The following is a 19,321-nucleotide window of genomic DNA, read 5'->3' as shown; positions in this document are numbered from 1 at the left end:
TAAAGCCGAAGATGTCCTCTTCGGCTTTTTTTTAGCTAAAAAAAGCAATCAAAAAAATACAAACTTGACACTATTTGATTGTAATTTCTTACAATACATGTATTTCGTCGAATATTTTTGCATTTTACAGATATTTAAACTATGTTTGTCATATAATTTTAGTCCCAAACTAAACTTAACCGCTTATGAAAACTTTTACTTTAACCCTTAAATGGAGTTCGTTTTTTTGTGCTGTACTTTTTAGCTTACAAATAAGTTCGCAATGTGGCACTACAATATCAAGCTTTCCTTATTCTGAAAATTTTGAGTCTGGGACAGGCTCTTGGACACAAGGTTCAGGAGATAATTTTGACTGGACAAGAGATTCTGGAGGTACACCTTCCTCAAATACCGGTCCAAGTAGTGGAGATGGTGACACATGGTATATGTTCATTGAAGCATCAAGTCCAAACAACCCAAATAGAACTGCTTATTTTGAAAGTCCTTGTTTTAATTTAACAAGTGCTTCTGCAGCATCATTTACTTACAGTTATCATATGTATGGATCTAATGTTGGATCATTAAGAGTTGATGTAAGTACAGATAATGGTGCCTCATATCCAACTACCCTTAGAACATTTAGTGGTAACTTAGGTAATACTTGGTTTACCGACACAATTGATCTCACAGCTTACACAGGACAAACCATAAAACTTAGATTTAGAGCAACATCAGGCAATGGTTGGAGTAGTGATATAGCCATAGATAATGTTTCTATGGTAGCAGGATCTAGTGCACCAGAAATCAATGTTACAGGCAACAGTACATCAATAAGTGACGGAGACACAACACCTACATTTGCAGACAACACATATTTCGGTTATCAAGATGTAGCTTCTGGAACATTATCTAAAACATTTATAATTGAAAATTCAGGGTTTGCCGATTTAAATATAGGTAGCATTTCCATCTCAGGCTCCAATGCTGCTGATTTTTCAGTAACGTCCAGTCCATCTGCTGTAGTAACAGGAGGTAGTAGCACAACTCTTGAAATAACCTTTAATCCAAGTGCTACAGGAGATAGAAATGCAACAATAACAATTGTAAACGATGATTCGGATGAAAACCCATATAACTTTAGTATTAGAGGAACTGGTTACAATGGAATAGCTTGTGATTCTTATTCACTTCATAGCGCAACTTTTGAGAGTGGTTTAGATGGGTGGACTTCAGGAGGAGTTGATGCTTCAAGAGAAAACAACGCAACCTGGTCTTATGGTGGAAACTATAGCTTAAGAGTGAGAGATAATACAGGCTCATCTTCAGCTTTTACTTCACCAGCATTTGTACTTTATTATTATAACAAGGTAGATTTTAAATTTTTCTTCTCACCCAATAGTGTAGAAAACGGTGAAGAATTCTTAATTGAATATAGTTCTGACAATGGTTCTACTTGGTCTACAATTCAAAGCTTTGAAGGTGGTACCGTATCTACTAAAGATGCAGATTTTGAAACCACGACTTCTGCAATTTTTTACTCTAAAACCGTAACTTTATGGAAACAAGTTCATAATCTAGGAACAACTCAAGGACGTTTTAGAGTTAGAGCAAATGCAAGTGATGATGATGATCAGATATATATAGATAATATTGAAATTACTGGTATAACTTTTTGCGATCCTACTTATGGTCCAGGAGGTATTGTTTCTAACCTCGATCTTTGGTTAAAAGCCGATATGCTAGACGGTAGTAGCGTTGCCTCTGATGCTTCATTAGTAAGTGAATGGATAGATAATGGTCGTGGACAAGATGCTACGGTTGTTGTACCCGGACAAGAGCCTGTTTACAGAAATAATACAACACGAAATTTCAATTTCAATCCTGTAGTAGAATTTGAAAACAACAATAATACCGCTAATAGGGATATGACATATATCATTAGCGATGGTAGTAGAGATGAACTTTCTGGTACTGGTGGATTTAATAGTAATGATATGTTTGTTGTCTTAATGCCAGACCCAACCATTACGACTTCAATGATACCATTGGATACATTTACAAGTTCAGACCCAACAGCTCACGACACTCAAGCAGAAGACGTTACAGGCTTTGGATATGGTGGCTATACAGCAAGATTAAGTGGTGAATATTTTACATACTGTATTGGAACTACTAATAATGTAAATGGTTACGGTAGAGCAGACACTTCTGGCTCTAATGATTATAATCAAGTTAGTTTAATAAACATACGCCACGATGCCACCGAAACAGGTGTAGAACTATATCTTAATGCTAATCAAGTAGGTGACACCACTAATGATGCTGCAGATTTTTCAGTCGTGAACGACACTAAATTTTGGCTAGGCAGAAGCCAATATTGGAACGGAAGTTTCGATGGTAGAATAGCTGAAGTTATTACTTATTCTGCAACAAATAATGATAGTGATTTAACCCAAGCTAGAAACAGAATTCAATCCTATTTAGCTATTAAATACGGAATAACCCTAGGTACAAACGGCACCTCTCAAGATTATGTTGATAGTGACGGTACTGTAATTTGGGATCAATCTGCTAATTCTGGTTACAACTATGACATTGCTGGTATTGGTAGAGATGACATATCCGAACTTAATCAAAAACAATCAAGTAGTGTAAACGATGCTACTGATGGCACAGGACTTATTGAAGGTATTTTAACCTTTGGTCTTTCAGATATTTATGACACAAATAGTGAAAACAAATCTTTAAACCCAACGACTTTTAACGACAAAGAGTTTTTAATGTGGGGAAATAACGGTGCAGATTTAAATCTTGCAGCCTCTACAGTTACGGTAAATATGAGTGCTGGCATAACTCCTTCATTAACAACTAATGTAAACTTTACAGCTATGCAACGTGTATGGAAAGTAGTTGAGTCAGGTGGAGATATCCCAAGAGTAAAAGTTAGAATACCTCAAAATGCGATAAGAAATATATCACCTCCCGGAAGCTATTATATGTTTATATCTAGCACAGGAGTCTTTGATCCAACAGCTGATTATAGAGTTATGACTTCTGATGGTAGTGGTAACTTAGAAACAGAATATGACTTTGATGGTACTAAATATATTACTTTTGGTTATGCGCCACAAGTTGAAGTTGTGCGCTCAGTATACTTTGATGGTGCTGTGGATTACATAGACATTGAAGATAATTTAGATTTAGATCCTTCTGGATTTACAATTTCTGCTTGGATAAAGCGTGATGCTGCTGATTCAGGCACAAAATCAATCTTATCAAAGAGAAACTTAACTTTTTCTCAAGGTTATGACTTTAGATTAACAGATGCTAATAGAATTCAGATTATTTGGAAAAATGGTTCAAATCAAGCCCTTCAATCCAACACAAGCCTTCCTGATGATGAATGGCATCATGTTGCTGCAATATATGATGGGTCAATGGTATCTATTTATATAGATGGTGTCTTAGATAAATCAGCTATTAAAACTGCACCCGTCACTACCACAGATTCATTTTTAATAGCAGCTGCTGGTAAAGGCACTACTACACAACATTTTGGAGGAAATATTGATGAAGTACGTGTATGGAACACAGCATTAACTGAAGATCAATTACGCTTTGTAATGAATCAAGAAATTGAAGACAATGTAGGACAGGTAATGGGTAAAATATTACCAACCTCTATAACCAAAAATGACATTGATGCAGTACCATGGAACGATTTAGCAGGCTACTACCCTATGTCTGTATACACTTACACAAACACAGATGATGCCTCTGGTAATGGAAATCAAGGTGCATTAAGAAATCTTGATACGGTCGATAGACAAACTGCTCCATTACCATATGTATCAACACAAAACGGTGATTGGGATACCAACTCAACCTGGACAAACGGCAACATACAATATATGCCTGGTACAGCTTCTATAGTTAACCCTTCTGTCACTATTGACTGGAATATCGTTAGAACTTCTCACAATGTAACTATGGATAACAGTTCATTACCAGCGGGAAACAACGAAAATAGAAATGTACTTGGACTTTATGTCGATGCTAATGAATTAACTCTAAATGGTGATAATGCTACAAATACTGGCAACGGTCTTACAGTATCACACTACTTAAGCTTAACAGGTAAAATTGATTTAGAAGGAGATTCCCAACTAATTCAAACAGAAAATAGCGATCTGTTAGTAGCTATTAACGGTGAGCTTGAAAAAGATCAACAAGGTACTGCAGACACCTATACTTACAATTACTGGTCAGCACCTGTTGGCAGTATAGATATTGCAACTAACAATTATCGTTATACAGTACAAGATGTAATGTACGATGGCACCAACCCTGTTAACTTTTCTAGTTCTGGATACGATGGTGCTGCAACAAACCCTATCAGAATTGCAGATTATTGGATATGGAAATTTGCTAACTTGACGAGCGATGATTATTCTGCATGGCAACACGTAAGACGTACTGGAAATATTTTACCAGGAGAAGGTTTTACCATGAAAGGACCTGGTACAGGTTCAATCTTGACTGATCAAAACTATGTCTTCTTAGGAAAGCCAAATAATGGCGACATCAGTTTAACTATTAACAATGGTAACGATTATTTAGTTGGTAACCCTTACGCTTCGTCATTAGATGCTGATGAATTTATCTTAGATAATCCAAATACTACTGGAGCACTTATGTTCTGGGAGCATTGGGGAGGTGGATCTCACATCTTACAAGAATATCAAGGTGGTTATGCTATCTATAACCTTTCAGGAGGTGTTCCGGCACCAGCACCAGATCCAGATGTGGCACAAGTTGGTGTAGGTACTAAAACACCTGGAAGATATGTACCTGTGAGTCAAGGATTCTTTGTAACTGGTATAAGTGCCGGAACAATAAACTTTGAAAACGATCAGCGTGCATTTACTAAAGAAGGTGGTAGTTCATCAGTATTTATGAGAACAACTAATTCTTCAAACACTCAAAGCAATAATGAAGATGCAGATGACAGAATGAAGTTTAGAATTGGCTACAGGGCTAGTAACACCTTGCACTTACAAAGAGAACTTCTATTAACAATAGATGAGAGTGCGACTGTAGGTGTCGATTGGGCTTTTGATGCACATTTAAACGAAGATCAGACAGACGATATGTTCTGGATGATTGGAGATGAAAAATTCATCATTCAGGCTAATGATAATGCTAATTTAAGCACAGTTTATCCTTTAGGTGTTAAAACTAGTATTGATGGTATAAACAGCTTTACTATTAATGCCCTAGAGAATGTACCAAATGCTGTTAATATCTACTTACATGATAAAGCATTAAGCATATTCCATGATTTAAGAGTTAGCGATTACGAAATCTTCCTAACCGAAGGTGAGTATTTAGATCGTTTTGAAATCACGTTTAAAATCATGGCTGGTTCACTTGGAATAGATGACGAAAACATCACCAGTCTAGATGTATTATACTCTAATGACAAAGAGAAAATCGTATTAATAAATCCTAACCTAGTAGACGTAAAATCTATAGAACTATTTAATATGCTCGGACAATCTGTCCAAAAAATTGAAAGTATTTCAGAGAGCGGTTACTCTGAATATGACGTTAAGAATTTAAGCACTGGAACTTATGTAATTAAGTTATATACTGTAAGCGGTTCAGTATCAACTAAGAAAGTTTTAGTAAAGTAATTTTGCCCCAAATCTTAAATCTTAACCAAAAAAAGCCCTGATTTACTCAGGGCTTTTTCTATTTTACATGTTTCAAAATTTACTTTAATGTAGATAACAGTTCTTTAAGATTTAATTTATGCTGGTCTCCTGTTAGCATGTTCTTAAGTGTGTAGATACCAGAATTCATTTCCTCCTCTCCTACTAAAACCACATAAGGTATATTACGACGATTGGCATGCGTCATTTGCTTTTTCATTTTTGCATTATCAGGATATAACTCAGCTTTTACTCCATTTTGTCTCAATTGGGTTACCGCTTGTAAACAAGCCATAGCTTCTTTATCTCCAAAATTGATAAAAAGTACTTTGGTTGCATCTGCAATAGTTTTTGGAAATAAGTTAAGTTCTTCTAAAACCAAATAAATACGATCTAACCCAAAGCTAATACCTACACCACTGGTATCTGGCTTCCCAAAGATGCTCGTTAAATCATCATAACGACCACCGCCACCAATAGAGCCCATTTTCACACCTTCTGGTGCAGCAACTTCAAAAATAGCACCAGTATAGTAGTTAAGTCCTCTTGCGAGCGTAACATCTAATTGAAGGTTTGCTGTTTTTAATCCTAATTTTGAAATCGCAGCATCTATAAATTCTAGTTCTTCAATGCCTTTTAGTCCAACTTCTGAAGTATTAAGTATTGATTTTAAGCTTTCAACCTGAGTACCAAAATCACCTTTTAAAGAGAATAAAGGTTGAAGTTTAGAAATGCCTTCTTCTGAAATGCCTTTGCTACTCATTTCTTCTTTTACCTTCTCTTCTCCTATTTTATCAAGTTTATCTAAAGCCACAGTAAAATCTATCAACTTGTCTTGCGCTCCGATAACCTCAGCAATACCAGATAAAATTTTACGATTGTTGATTTTTATGGTCACTCCTTTTAAATCAAGAGCAGTAAAAACTGCATCATAAAGCTGAACAAATTCAACTTCTTGAAACAATGATCTAGAACCTACGACATCCGCATCGCATTGATAAAACTCTCTAAAACGTCCTTTTTGTGGACGGTCTGCTCGCCAAACAGGTTGTATTTGGTAACGTTTAAACGGAAATTCTATCTCATTTTGGTGCTGCACCACATAACGTGCAAAAGGCACTGTAAGATCATAACGAAGGGCTTTTTCTGAGATTCTGGTTGATATTTCTTTAGAATCATAAGAAAATTCTAGATGAAAAGACATTAAAAATATTCTAATTAAATCTTCATTAGAATATTTATCATCATTAATAATCTCTTTAAAACTATTCTCTTCTCTGAGCATTAAGTCTTTTAGCTTATCATGATTTTTATTCCTTTTTGGGTAATAATATTGGTCTAGGCAATAACTTAAGTTACTTTGGTAATCTTCATTATTTTTTTTAATGAACTCATTAAAAAATTTAAGAAACTTATTAGCAGCTAAAAAATTCCGCGATCTATCCCTATCCAAAATTTTCATAAAATCACCACTATTCAAAATTTTAAAAATTAAGCGATCTCCTTCATCACCATATTTTCCCATTAAGGTTTCTGAGTTTTCAAAACTTGGAGTTTCAATCGGTTGAAATCCATATAACTCAAATTGCTCCTTTATAACATCCATTATATAAGAACGTTTTGCAACCTCTACTGCATTAAAATCTCTGGTACCTTTTGGAATACTTGGTTTTTGCGCCATAATATTTCCCACGAAAGCAGGAATCTCTTTTAGTGAAACTTATATTTAAGTCACAAAAATATTATAATTTTTAGAGGCATACCCAAGTAATTTTAAATTTATAGTAACTTTATGGTGTTTGGGACGTCTTATGGTTTTAAACAACCCAACTAACTATAGACACAACTATGTTTTCATTAGCTAGAGAGAATGTAAAAATTGCTTTTGGCTCTATAAAAAGCCAGTTACTTCGCACCATTTTAACGGTTTTAATTATCGCTATTGGTATTATGGCCTTAGTAGGTATTCTAAGTGGTGTATCAGCTTTAGAAAATACCATTTCTAGCAATTTTTCGTCAATGGGTGCCAATACCTTTAATTTTCAACGTTACGAGTTTAGAGCGCAACGCCAAAGTAGTAGAGAGCGTCAAAAAGTTAATCCTGTTATAAGCTACAGAAACGTTAAAGATTTTATTGATAGCTATGACTATCCGTATACCAAAGTTGCGGTATCTTTCTATGGTTCTGCAACGTCTGAAGTAAAATATGAGAATGAAAAAACAGACCCTGAAGTTGCGGTTATTGGCTCTAATGAGCACTTTATTGAAAACTCTGGATTAGAAATAGAAAATGGTCGCTCAATGAATTTTGCAGATGTAGAAAACAATAATGCCGTTTGCGTTATTGGTAGCGACTTGCAAAAAGCGCTGTTTCCAGATGAAAACCCAATAGACAAAACGATAAGTGTTAGAGGCTCTAAATTTAAGGTTATTGGTGTTTTAAAAGAAAAAGGATCTACGTTTGGCAACAATCAGGATTTAAGAGTAATTATGCCTATACAGAAAGCGCGATCTATTTTTACCAATCCAAACATTAATTATACACTTAGCGTTAAAGTGGATAAAACTGATATGTTAGAAGGCGCACAAGATGATGCTATTCTTACTTTTAGAAATGTGCGCGGACTTAACCCTATAGAAGAAAATAATTTTGGCATAGAACGCAGTGAAGACCTTATAAACCGTGTAGCAGAGAATACTAACACACTTTACATTGCTGCTTGGGTAATTAGTATTATTACCATTTTTGGTTCTACTATTGCCCTAATGAATATTATGTTGGTTTCAGTTAGTGAACGTACCAGAGAAATTGGTGTGCGTAAGGCTTTAGGTGCCAAACGAAAAACTATAGCTTTTCAATTTTTTATGGAAACCATAATTATTGGTCAGCTTGGTGGTATTTTGGGCATAATCCTAGGCATACTAATTGGTTGGGGAGTTGCAGCCGGTTTTAAGTTAGAATTTTCAACACCTTGGGTAGCGATGATTTGGGCTACTAGTATCGCCTTTATAGTCGCTATTATTTCTGGGTTGTATCCTGCTACAAAAGCGGCAAAATTAGACCCTATTGAGTCTCTTAGATATGAATAATTATGCTTAAATTTTTTAACCGAATAAATAATTTTATCCGAAACTTACTACTTGACGATGTCGATAAAGATTTTGGAGGACCTCTACCCTATCATAGAAAATTCGGTTCTGTAGAAAGACAAAAAAAAAGACCTAAAACAAAAGCGAGCCAAAGAACGTAAAGAACAAAGTAGAGGCTTTTAGATTACTGCCTCATAAGTTTTTCAAAATATTGAAATAATTCTCCTTTAGTAATATTAGCTCCTTGCTGAATTAGCTTAAAAATATCCTGATGCTTATCGTCTGAATAGTCTTTCTTAGCGTTGAAAAATTCAATATCATCAGACAATAAATTATCCCTTAACCACTGAAACCCTTCTTTTGTAGTTAAATCTGCCTTATCTTCCTTTAACTTGATGGCGATTAGGTGCATGTCATTTTCTCTACACTTAAAAAGATGTATTTGATTTGAAGAAATATGCTCTAGGTATTCTACCTTACTCAATACACCATACCAAACCAAGTCACTAAAGATGTCTAATTCTTGCTCAGCTGCTTCAGGTTTATTTGTCTTAATATCTTCCCACTCATCTGCAGTAATAGACTGTGTTGCCAAGAAATTAATAAACTCTTGGTGTAACTCTTCAAATTGTTCTTTTGTTAATCTTGCGTATTTCATTAGAATTATTGGTTTATTGCTTTATGCGCTTCAAAAGGTCTGTCTGTGGCTAAAATATCTGCACCAAGTTTTATCCAACTTAAATACATATCGTCACCTCTTGCTTCTGCTTGTCTATCCAAGTTACCAAGTGTGCCTAAAATGCAAACTATATCTTCATTATGAAGCCTTTGATATAAAGATTTGTCAGACAAACGAGTACCTGTAAAAGCAAGCATGTTTTCGGTAGGTATTTCGGTTTTCAATAATTTATCAAATTCTTCATCGTTTCTTGCTGAAACCGAAAGTAATAAACCTGGAGCTAATCTATAAGCCGATTTAGCTTGCTCAACATCATAAGTTATAATAATGCTTATATCTTTTGCATTAGCCGATTCAATAGCTTTTATAACATCTTCTTGACTAACACTTCGCTTAATATCTATTGTTAAAATAACATTGTTTTCCCTACTCCATTTTAGAACCTCTGAAAATAAAGGAATTTTATAATTGGTCTGGTTTCCGTAATCATCTACCAGATTATAACTATTTAATTCATTATAAGTAAGGTTTTTTACCAAACCACTTCCTGTTGTAGTTCTATCTATAGAATTGTCATGCATTAAGACTAATTTTCCATCTTTGGTTTGAGCAACATCTATTTCAAAAATTGCCGAAATACTATCACTTACATATTGTAAAGTTTCCAAACAATTTTCTGGATAATGCTTAATACCTTTTCCTCCTCTGTGCACACTAATTTTTGGGTAATCTGACTTTGAAGCTCTAAATTTTTGAATGAGCTTAGACGTCGTTACTTGTTTTAACTGCTCATTTTGACTTGTGTTTTTACAAGCTATTAAGCTAAATACAAAGAGTAATAGTACAAAAAGTCTTTTCATGAAAATCATTGAATAAAAAAACCGCTTAGAAAACTAAACGGTCTTTATTAATATTTAATTTGAAAGCTATTAAGCTTCTGCAATAACCTCAAAAGTAAAATCAACATTTACAGATCTGTGTAAACGAATTACTGCTTCGTACTGACCTAAACGCTTAATATTACCACCGTTGATAGAAATATACTTTTTATCAACTTCGTGACCTTCGTTTCTCAATGCTTCAGCTAAATCCATATTAGTTATAGAACCAAATAGTTTATCTCCAGCTGTTGCACCTGTACCTGCCTTTGCAGTAATTTTAATCTCTAATGCTTTTAAAGATTCTGCTGTTTTTTCTGCTTCAGCTATAACAGATTTTTCTTTATAAGCACGTTGCTTTAATGTTTCAGCTAAAACTTTTTTAGCAGAAGCTGTAGCCATTACAGCATGTCCTTGAGGAATTAAAAAGTTTCTACCATAACCGCTCTTAACTGTTACAATATCGTCTTTAAATCCTAAATTCTCAACGTCTTGTTTTAATATAAGTTCCATTGTTATGATATTTTATTTTAATAAATCAGCAACATATGGCATTAAAGCTAAGTGTCTAGCTCTTTTTACTGCCACAGATACTTTTCTTTGGTATTTTAAAGAAGTTCCTGTTAAACGTCTTGGTAACAATTTACCTTGCTCATTAACAAAGCTTAATAAGAAATCTGGATCTTTGTAATCAATGTACTTAATACCAGACTTTTTAAAACGACAATACTTCTTCGTTTTTTGTGTCTCTATATTTAATGGTGTAAGATATCTAATCTCACCATCTTTTTTTCCTTTTGCTTGTTGTTCTATTGATGACATAATTAAGCTTTTTGTTTGTTTCTTTGTCTTCTCTTCTCAGCCCAAGCAATTGCGTGCTTGTCTAATTTTACAGTTAAGTAACGCATAAAACGCTCATCACGTCTAAACTCTAACTCTAAAGTTTCAATAACTTCACCAGCTACTTGGTACTCAAATAAGTGATAAAAACCACTTTTTTTGTTTTGGATTGGGTAAGCTAATTTTTTTAAGCCCCAATCTTCTTTAGCTATCATCTTTGCTCCTTTAGAAACGAGAAAATCCTCATATTTCTTAACTGTCTCCTTTATCTGGTCTTCAGATAAAACGGGATTCAAGATGAAAACAGTTTCATAATGATTCATAATAAATTATATTTGTTTATTGTTAAAACGGGTGCAAAAATAAGTAATATTTCTAATTTTGGCAATGTTTTTTATTTGAAAGTTTTAAACAATTTTTGCCCTAAAGTTTATGTTAAATTTTACAGTTTGTCGGTAAAATTTGTTTTTTAACCGAAATTATTGTACTATTGTCGATATCTTAACCTAATAAAATATTAATGTTATGACTTTAAACTGTGTAGTTGTTGATGATTCTGCGATTCAGCGCCTCTCTATAGTAAAGTTAATTGAGAACCATTCCTCACTTAACCTTATTGCAGAGTACAGCAGTGCGTTAGAAACAAAAAACGGTCTTAATACGCACAAGGTAGATCTTATCTTTTTAGATATAGAGATGCCTGTATTAAACGGTTTTGAACTCCTAGATGTACTCAACAACAAACCCCAAATTATTTTTGTTACAGGTAAAACCGAATATGCTTTTAAAGCATTTAATTACGATGCTACCGACTATCTTCAAAAACCAATCACAAAAGAACGTTTTAATACTGCTGTTGAAAAAGCTATTGAACAGCATAAGTTAAAATTAGACTTTAACGAAACTGATGGCGAGCACATCTTTGTGAAGAGTAACCTTAAAAAACGTAAAGTTTATATAAAGGATATTAAATGGATTGAAGCTTTAGGCGATTACGTAAAAGTTGTAACAGAAGAAAACAGCCTTGTAGTTTTATCTACAATGAAAGCTTTTGAAAAAGAATTACCGGAAGGAAAGTTTTTGAGAATTCACAAATCCTACATTGTGAATTTAGATAAAATTGATCGCTTTAACAGTAAGAATGTTGAAGTAGGTGCTTATGAGATTCCTTTGAGTCGAAATAAGAAGACACAATTAGTAGATGCTTTGAATAATATGTAGAATCACTACCCTTTTTTCAGAACATCTCAATACACATTGACATAAAAAATCCCAGCAGTTTTGTTGGGATTTTTTATGCTTAATAGTTATCTACATTAAGAATTACCCTAACAGACCTAAAATCCTTAACAGCATTAAAACTGTTGTCAATTTTCAGAATAGCTTCTTTGGTTTTTGACAAAGATTGATTTTGAGGAATCTTAATTAAGATATTTTTATTAAACAAGTTTCTTATTCTAGAAATTGGTGGAAACTCAGGTCCTAAAACATTTGTTTTAAACACTTGTCGCAGTGATTTAGCATACCAATCTGCAGCTAAATTGACTCTGTTATAATCCTTATGTTTTAATGTAATTTTAATTAAACGATAAATTGGTGGATATTTAAAATTGTACCGATCATTCATTTGCTCTGCAAACATTTCTTTATAAGCATTTGTAGAAACCTGTTGTAGAATATTATGGTGTGGATTATAGGTTTGAATTAACACTTTTCCTCTTATATCTGTACGGCCAGCTCTACCAGACACTTGGGTCATTAACTGATAACTTCGTTCGTGTGCTCTAAAATCTGGGAAGTTGAGCAAGTTATCGGCATTCATTATACCAACCAGTTTCACGTGTCTAAAATCTAAACCCTTAGTAAGCATTTGTGTCCCTACCAAAATATCTATCTCTCGTTGTTCAAACTTATTAATGATTTTTTCAAACCCATGCTTTCCTCGAGTAGTGTCTAAATCCATACGCGCCACTTTCCTTTCCGGAAAAAGCACTTTTACTTCTTCTTCTATCTGTTCTGTGCCAAAACCTTTTGTGTCTAATGTAGCATTTCCACAAGCCTGACATGTTTTTGGTGTTACTGTATGGTAGCCACAATAATGACAACGTAGTTGGTCTCTGTATTGATGGTATGTTAAACTTACATCGCAATTAAGACATTGTGGTGAATTACCGCAGGTTGTACACTCTACAATTGGCGAAAACCCTCTTCTATTCTGAAATAATATAATTTGAAAACCTTCGTCTAAAGTTTCAGTCATTTCTTCTATTAAACGATCCGAAAAATGACCTTTCATACGCTTGCGTTTGTACTTATCTGCTAAATCCACCAACTCGATATCTGGCATTAACACATTGTTGAAACGTGTTTTTAATTCTACAAATCCATATTTGCCTTGGCTAGTGTTAAAATAACTTTCTAAACTTGGAGTTGCTGATCCTAAGAGGGTTTTAGCTTTATGAATATTAGCTAATACCACAGCTGCATCTCTGGCATGATATCGTGGTGCAGGATCAAATTGTTTGTAGGATTGCTCATGTTCTTCATCAACAATAATTAATCCTAAATTAGAAAAAGGCAATAGTAAAGACGAGCGTGCTCCAATTACCAATTGTGCTTTTTCTAAATTGTTTTTTAGATTGTGCCACACCTCCACCCGCTCGTTGCTAGAATATCTACTATGAAAGACCGCAACCTTTTCACCAAAATAATCCTGTAGCCGTTGAACTAACTGTGTTGTTAAGGCTATTTCTGGTAATAAATATAGTACTTGCTTACCTAGTTTAAGTTGCTCTTCTATAAGCTTCACATAAATCTCGGTTTTACCAGATGATGTTACACCATGTAAAAGTGTTACTGGCTTGGTATCAAAAGCCGTTTTAATGCCATCAAGAGCTTTTGTTTGAGCATCACTCAAGTGCTTGGTTTGCTCATCCCCTTCACCCTCAAACTGAACTCTATCGGTTTGAATGTAATATTCTTCTATAATGGACTTATCAATCAGTGCTTTAATAATTGCTGACGACGCTCCACTACGCTCACTTAAATCTGAAACTTTAATTGGTTTTTGTTCTGAAGCTTCAAGTGTAAACAAGCTTAAAATAACTTCACGCTGCTTGGGTGCACGACTTAAAATTTCTAACAGTTCCTGAAGCTTTTCTTCTGATTTGTGAGAAGTATGAAGCTTTACGTAGCGTACCAACTTTGGTTTGTACTTTTCGTAAAGTTCTTCTTGTAATTGTAGAACGCCTTTTTCTACCAAACGGTTTACCACAGGAAGAATTCGCTTTTTATCTAAAATAGAAATGACATCTTCAATCTTTAAAGATGACTGATATTGTAAGGCTTCGTAGATTAAAAACTCGTCATCTTTAAGATCAGCCTCTGACACTTCTGCACTTTCATTTTTTACAAGGATGGTTTCACTTTCTATAATGAACGCATTTGGCATAGCTGCACGCATTACTTCACCCAAACTACATATATAATAACTGGCTATCCATTGCCAATGTTTCAGTTGTAATTCTGTTATAACTGGCGCTTCGTCTAGAATTTGATGAATTGTTTTAGCGTCATAAGCCGTAGGTGCATTATTATGAATTTTAAAAGCTAAGGCGGTGTAAATTTTACTTTTGCCAAACGGTACAGCAACTCGCATTCCTGTTTTTAGGAATTGAGCTTCAGCTTCGGTAATGTGATAGGTGAAAGCCTTTTGAAGTGGAATTGGTAATATGACATCTAGAAAATAGTTCATCTTAGAACACTCTTGTGATAATCTTATTTATTGCTATTGGTATTAATCTTTTTGAGTAATCGTAATGAGGCATTCAACTCATAACCCAAAAGCAAAATATTAGCATTAAGCCAGAGGTACAACAATAGAATTAATAAGGCACCAATTGAGCCATATAACTTATTGTATTGTGAAAAATTATCAATATAAATACCAAATAAATACGATGTTAAAATAATGAGCAATGTGGTAAGTAAGGCTCCTATTGAAAAAAACCGAGTATTTTTTCCTTCTTTGGTACCAAAATAATACAAGGTTGCTGTTGCCAAGTACACCATGATAACAAAGAACATATATTTTGCAAATATAATCCAGCCCACCCCTTGACTATTATCACCTAGTACTTCACCACTAAAACTCTCGTAGATGGGACTCAGAACATAAATTTGAAAATACCCAAAAATAGCAACCGTTAAAAGCACCAAAAACGCCAAAATTAAAGCCACGCCAAGCGCATACATATATTGCTGAAACACATTGCGTGTTAACTGCTCGTGGTATGAGTTTTCGAAACCAGAAAACACAGCATTTACACCATTGGCCATTAACAACATGGAAAGCAAAAATACCGAAGACAACAATCCTGCACCTGAGCCTCCACTAATATTTTCAAAAATATTTGCAAAGAAAAACTCTGAGGTTTGCGGTGGTAAAAAATCGTTTAGAAACCGTTCAAACTCTATCTGAAAACCTTCAATTGGTATGTAAGGCATTAAGATGATAACAAACAGTAAAAATGGAAAAATAGCCGTAAAAAAGCTAAAAGCAATGGCACTAGCTCTTGTTGTTAATGCACCTTTTACAATACCTCTTACATAAAGTTCTAACAAATCGTAGATAGATAAGCCCTCAAAACCTGGTAATCGAATTTCTTTAAAAAAGCGAACCAATAAATTAATTACAGGAATTTTATCTAGTTTATCTTCTATATGCTTTGTCATATTAAACTGCCTTTAGGCTTAAATCCATGTTATAAACGGAATGCGTTAAGGCACCTGATGAAATATAATCTACACCACATTCGGCATAATGTCTTACCGTTTTTTCGTTAATACCTCCCGATGATTCTGTAAGACACTGGTCACCTATAAGTTTTACTGCTTTTCTGGTGTCTTCGTAATTAAAATTATCAATCAAAATACGGTAAACTCCACCACATTCTAAAATCTCTTTAATTTCTTCGAGGTCACGCGCTTCAACAATAATTTTTAAATCTCTATTAGAGTCTTTAAGGTATTGTTTTGTTTTTTCAATAGCTTTTGAAACTCCACCAGCAAAATCGATATGATTGTCCTTTAGCATAATCATGTCGTATAGTGCAAATCTATGGTTTTCTCCACCTCCAATTTTTACTGCCCATTTTTCAAGCGCTCTAATGCCTGGTGTGGTTTTGCGTGTGTCTAATATTTTGGTACCTGTACCTTCTAATAAATCCACAAATTTCCTGGTTTTAGTAGCAATAGCACTCATGCGTTGCATGGCATTTAGGACTAAACGTTCAGCTTTTAGAATGGACTGAGAAGCTCCTTCTACATAAAACGCAATATCTCCATACTTTACATTACTCCCATCTTCAATAAGTGTTTCAACTTTCATGTCTTTATCTACATAAGCAAACACTTGTTTTGCAAATTCAACACCTGCAATAATCCCTTCATCCTTTACTAAAAGTTTAGCTTTTCCGGTTGCAGAAGCTGGTATACATGCCAAAGAGCTATGGTCACCATCACCAACATCTTCTCTTATGGCATTGGCTATAATTAAATCTATTTCGGTTTGGAATTGTTCTTTTGAAATCATTACATTTAGGATTAAATCTGAATCTATGAAGTATTTTCTATCTTTATTTTTTACTTTATTACTAGCTTTAAATAGCTTCACTCAAAACAAAGATAAAGTTAATATTTATCTAAACGAAGAATTTCAAACTATAGAAAGAGATGAATTTAAAAAGAAGAAGAAAAGCTACATATATCATGAAAAAATCATAAAAACCGATTCAGGAAAATTACATGTTTTAAAATTGAATGAAGAGTTTGGTACATTGAATGATTCCTTGTTGATCGATTTAAAAAAAATGTTAAAAAAAGAATACAATTTTAAATTAGACCAAACTACAGTAATTCACTTTAGAGACACTTTATTTAGTTATTCTGCTATAAGAAAATACAGAAAACCATACTTCATTCATAGAATGATTAATGGTGATACAGTTGAAATTAGAACTACACCTAGTATCTACTTTAGGAGTAGAACTGAATTTGATAATCATCAAAAAAAATGCGCAATAAACGCTAAAGCAAATAATATAAAGCACTTGTATTTATATGAAACCGACTTTAATGACACTTACATATACAACAATATTAATTGGCAAAAAATTAATTCTCAATTGCGTAAATTGTTTTTTCAAAATAAATCTAGCGTTGTAATATTAAAACCCAATGGTTTATTCTATAAATATATTGAAACAGCTGATAGTTGGGTTGAAGCTGTTATTGATTTTAAAGATTGGAATATTCTTATTGATGATTTCAATGAAGCCAAAAAGCACTCACCAAAAAAACCGAAGATTAGATTTAAATATAAACGACCTCCAAGAACAAAAGGACAGAAAATAACAATTACCCAATATATGAACAAAAAAGAGATACGCGAAGCTTTTGAAGCTAATGCTCTAAGTCACCCTGCATATAAATCTTGCTTTAGTTCTGGTTATTAAGTTTATCACACAATGCAAATAAAACTCATCGCCATAGGCAAAACGGATAATAAAAACCTTCAAACCTTAATTGAAGACTACAAAAAACGACTGAGTCACTATATAAAATTTGAATTTGAGATTATACCAGATCTCAAAAACGTGAAGCATCTTTCTGAAGAACAACAAAAAGAAAAAGAAGGAGAACTAATCTTGGCTAAAACTCAAAATTCAGACGTGCTAATTTTGTTGGATGAAAATGGAAAGCAAATGGATTCTGTAGCTTTTTCTAACTACTTACAAAAACACATGAATTCTGGAATAAAAACATTGATTTTTGTTATAGGTGGTCCGTATGGTTTTTCTGAAGAGGTTTACAAAAGAGCCAACGGAAAGCTAGGATTGTCTAAAATGACCTTTTCGCATCAAATGGTTCGCTTATTTTTTACAGAACAATTATACAGAGGGTTTACTATTTTAAAGAACGAACCATATCATCATAGATAACCAACCAGTAAACCCTCTGGTATAATTAAACGTCGAAACGTTTTATTTCAATTTTAGTGTGTTTTAAATACTTCTTTTCTCTTTTTCAATTGGCGTGTTAAGTCGTTAATAGTTTCATTAACTGCCATTTCGTATGTTGCCTTGTTAGACGTTGCAAAAATGCGTGGTCCAGGAAGACTTAATTCTATATTACAAATTTTACCAGCTTCGTGGTCTTTATCATCGTGTTTTACATAAACTTGAGCTGAGATTAAAAATTCAAATTTATCCGCTAATTTCTCTAACTTTTCTGTTGTAAACGCTGATAATGTTTCACTTACATCTGTGTTTACATATTGAAAATTCACAGTCATAATTTTACTTGTCTTTAATTAATAATTCCTTTATCGAAGATACAATATTTTACATGAGTCTATACTGATATTTATCATAAAGTAAAGCTAAAATTTAAAACAAAAGACAACTTCTTGATAACATTTTAATAGCCTATTTTTGAATAAAATTTTTCTACATGCAAATCGTATTCGCCACCAATAATAAAAACAAAATTAAAGAAGTACAATCTTTGGTTCCAGAACATATCAAACTGTTAAGTTTAGAAGATATTGGTTGTAATGAAGAAATCCCTGAAACCACTGGTACTATAGAAGGTAATGCGCAACAAAAAGCCAGTTATGTAAAAGATAATTATGGTTACGATTGCTTTGCAGATGACACAGGGTTAGAAGTAAAAGCGTTAAATGGCGAGCCAGGTGTAGACACTGCATATTATGCTGGGCCGCAACGCAGTGCTGAAGATAATATGAACAAATTGCTTTTTAACCTTAAAAATGCGACCTCTCGTTCTGCACAGTTTAAAACCGTAATTGCCTTGCACCTCAACGGACAACTTACAACGTTTACAGGAATCTGTAAAGGTGAAATAACTACAGAAAAACAAGGTGATAAAGGCTTTGGATACGACCCGATTTTTAAGGCAGAAGGCTATACACAAACTTTTGCAGAAATTTCTTTAGAAGAAAAAAATAAAATAGGACATCGCGGTAAGGCTGTTTCCCTTTTGATTGAATTTTTAAATCAGTTTTAACAAAAATTATGTGAATTAACACACTTTACTGTTATCTTTAAATATGCTTAATA

At 33.7% G+C, this 19,321-nt stretch carries 16 protein-coding genes; 6 read left to right on the top strand and 10 right to left on the bottom strand.

Going from position 1 to position 19,321, the window contains the following annotated elements:
• Positions 1–185: 185 nt before the first annotated feature.
• On the top strand, positions 186–5,675 hold the full coding sequence (locus MST30_RS11315; protein WP_243471520.1) for a DUF8202 domain-containing protein: 5,490 nt from the start codon (positions 186–188) through the stop codon (positions 5,673–5,675).
• Between the two features lie 79 nt (positions 5,676–5,754).
• Here the strand turns inward: MST30_RS11315 and hisS are convergent, their stop codons facing one another.
• Positions 5,755–7,374: a histidine--tRNA ligase gene (gene hisS, locus MST30_RS11310; protein WP_243471519.1), complete on the bottom strand. Its 1,620-nt coding sequence runs from the start codon at positions 7,372–7,374 to the stop codon at positions 5,755–5,757.
• A 167-nt stretch (positions 7,375–7,541) separates the two neighbouring features.
• On the opposite strand from hisS, the gene MST30_RS11305 reads away from it, so the two are divergent.
• Positions 7,542–8,783 carry an ABC transporter permease gene (locus MST30_RS11305; protein ID WP_243471518.1) on the top strand — a complete coding sequence of 414 codons (1,242 nt, stop codon included), beginning with the start codon at positions 7,542–7,544 and terminating at the stop codon, positions 8,781–8,783.
• Positions 8,784–8,967: 184 nt separating this feature from the next.
• Here MST30_RS11305 and MST30_RS11300 read toward each other — a convergent pair whose 3' ends face one another.
• From MST30_RS11300 to rpsF, 5 genes are all read right to left on the bottom strand, one after another.
• Positions 8,968–9,441, bottom strand: a complete 474-nt coding sequence (locus tag MST30_RS11300; RefSeq protein ID WP_243471517.1) for a DUF6495 family protein — start codon at positions 9,439–9,441, stop codon at positions 8,968–8,970.
• 5 nt (positions 9,442–9,446) lie between these two features.
• Entirely contained in the window at positions 9,447–10,322 is an 876-nt protein-coding gene (locus MST30_RS11295) for a glycerophosphodiester phosphodiesterase family protein (RefSeq protein ID WP_243471516.1), read from the bottom strand.
• A gap of 69 nt (positions 10,323–10,391) precedes the next feature.
• Positions 10,392–10,853, bottom strand: a complete 462-nt coding sequence (rplI, locus tag MST30_RS11290; RefSeq protein WP_243471515.1) for a 50S ribosomal protein L9 — start codon at positions 10,851–10,853, stop codon at positions 10,392–10,394.
• 12 nt (positions 10,854–10,865) lie between these two features.
• Complete coding sequence (rpsR, locus tag MST30_RS11285; protein ID WP_171032511.1) at positions 10,866–11,165, bottom strand: 30S ribosomal protein S18; 300 nt, start codon at positions 11,163–11,165, stop codon at positions 10,866–10,868.
• Complete coding sequence (rpsF, locus tag MST30_RS11280) at positions 11,165–11,503, bottom strand: 30S ribosomal protein S6 (protein ID WP_138434238.1); 339 nt, start codon at positions 11,501–11,503, stop codon at positions 11,165–11,167. Before rpsF ends, rpsR begins: the two co-directional genes overlap by 1 nt.
• 202 nt (positions 11,504–11,705) lie before the next feature.
• Here rpsF and MST30_RS11275 point away from each other — a divergent pair, with 202 nt between their 5' ends.
• Positions 11,706–12,401, top strand: a complete 696-nt coding sequence (locus tag MST30_RS11275; RefSeq protein ID WP_076620930.1) for a LytR/AlgR family response regulator transcription factor — start codon at positions 11,706–11,708, stop codon at positions 12,399–12,401.
• Between the two features lie 79 nt (positions 12,402–12,480).
• Here the strand turns inward: MST30_RS11275 and priA are convergent, their stop codons facing one another.
• Genes priA through nadC form a run of 3 tightly spaced genes read right to left on the bottom strand, consistent with a single transcriptional unit; the run spans position 12,481 to position 16,773 of the window.
• Entirely contained in the window at positions 12,481–14,934 is a 2,454-nt protein-coding gene (gene priA, locus MST30_RS11270; RefSeq protein WP_243471514.1) for a replication restart helicase PriA, read from the bottom strand.
• 23 nt (positions 14,935–14,957) lie between these two features.
• On the bottom strand, positions 14,958–15,914 hold the full coding sequence (locus tag MST30_RS11265; RefSeq protein ID WP_243471513.1) for a YihY/virulence factor BrkB family protein: 957 nt from the start codon (positions 15,912–15,914) through the stop codon (positions 14,958–14,960).
• A 1-nt stretch (position 15,915) separates the two neighbouring features.
• Positions 15,916–16,773 (bottom strand): carboxylating nicotinate-nucleotide diphosphorylase, encoded by an 858-nt coding sequence (nadC, locus tag MST30_RS11260; protein ID WP_243471512.1) that lies wholly within the window; start codon positions 16,771–16,773, stop codon positions 15,916–15,918.
• Between the two features lie 25 nt (positions 16,774–16,798).
• Between nadC and MST30_RS11255 the strand changes: the two genes are divergently transcribed.
• Complete coding sequence (locus MST30_RS11255; protein WP_243471511.1) at positions 16,799–17,695, top strand: hypothetical protein; 897 nt, start codon at positions 16,799–16,801, stop codon at positions 17,693–17,695.
• Positions 17,696–17,707: 12 nt separating this feature from the next.
• Positions 17,708–18,181, top strand: coding sequence for a 23S rRNA (pseudouridine(1915)-N(3))-methyltransferase RlmH (gene rlmH, locus MST30_RS11250; RefSeq protein ID WP_243471510.1), 474 nt, complete (start codon positions 17,708–17,710; stop codon positions 18,179–18,181).
• Positions 18,182–18,234: 53 nt separating this feature from the next.
• Here the strand turns inward: rlmH and hpf are convergent, their stop codons facing one another.
• Positions 18,235–18,534, bottom strand: coding sequence for a ribosome hibernation-promoting factor, HPF/YfiA family (hpf, locus tag MST30_RS11245; RefSeq protein WP_243471509.1), 300 nt, complete (start codon positions 18,532–18,534; stop codon positions 18,235–18,237).
• Between the two features lie 158 nt (positions 18,535–18,692).
• On the opposite strand from hpf, the gene MST30_RS11240 reads away from it, so the two are divergent.
• Positions 18,693–19,268, top strand: a complete 576-nt coding sequence (locus MST30_RS11240) for a non-canonical purine NTP diphosphatase (RefSeq protein WP_243471508.1) — start codon at positions 18,693–18,695, stop codon at positions 19,266–19,268.
• Positions 19,269–19,321: the final 53 nt, after the last annotated feature.

The organism is Winogradskyella sp. MH6, from assembly GCF_022810765.1.
Taxonomy (GTDB): Bacteria; Bacteroidota; Bacteroidia; order Flavobacteriales; family Flavobacteriaceae; genus Winogradskyella.
Note: the sequence above shows the minus strand (reverse complement) of the source record. Positions and strands in the feature narration are given on the sequence as shown.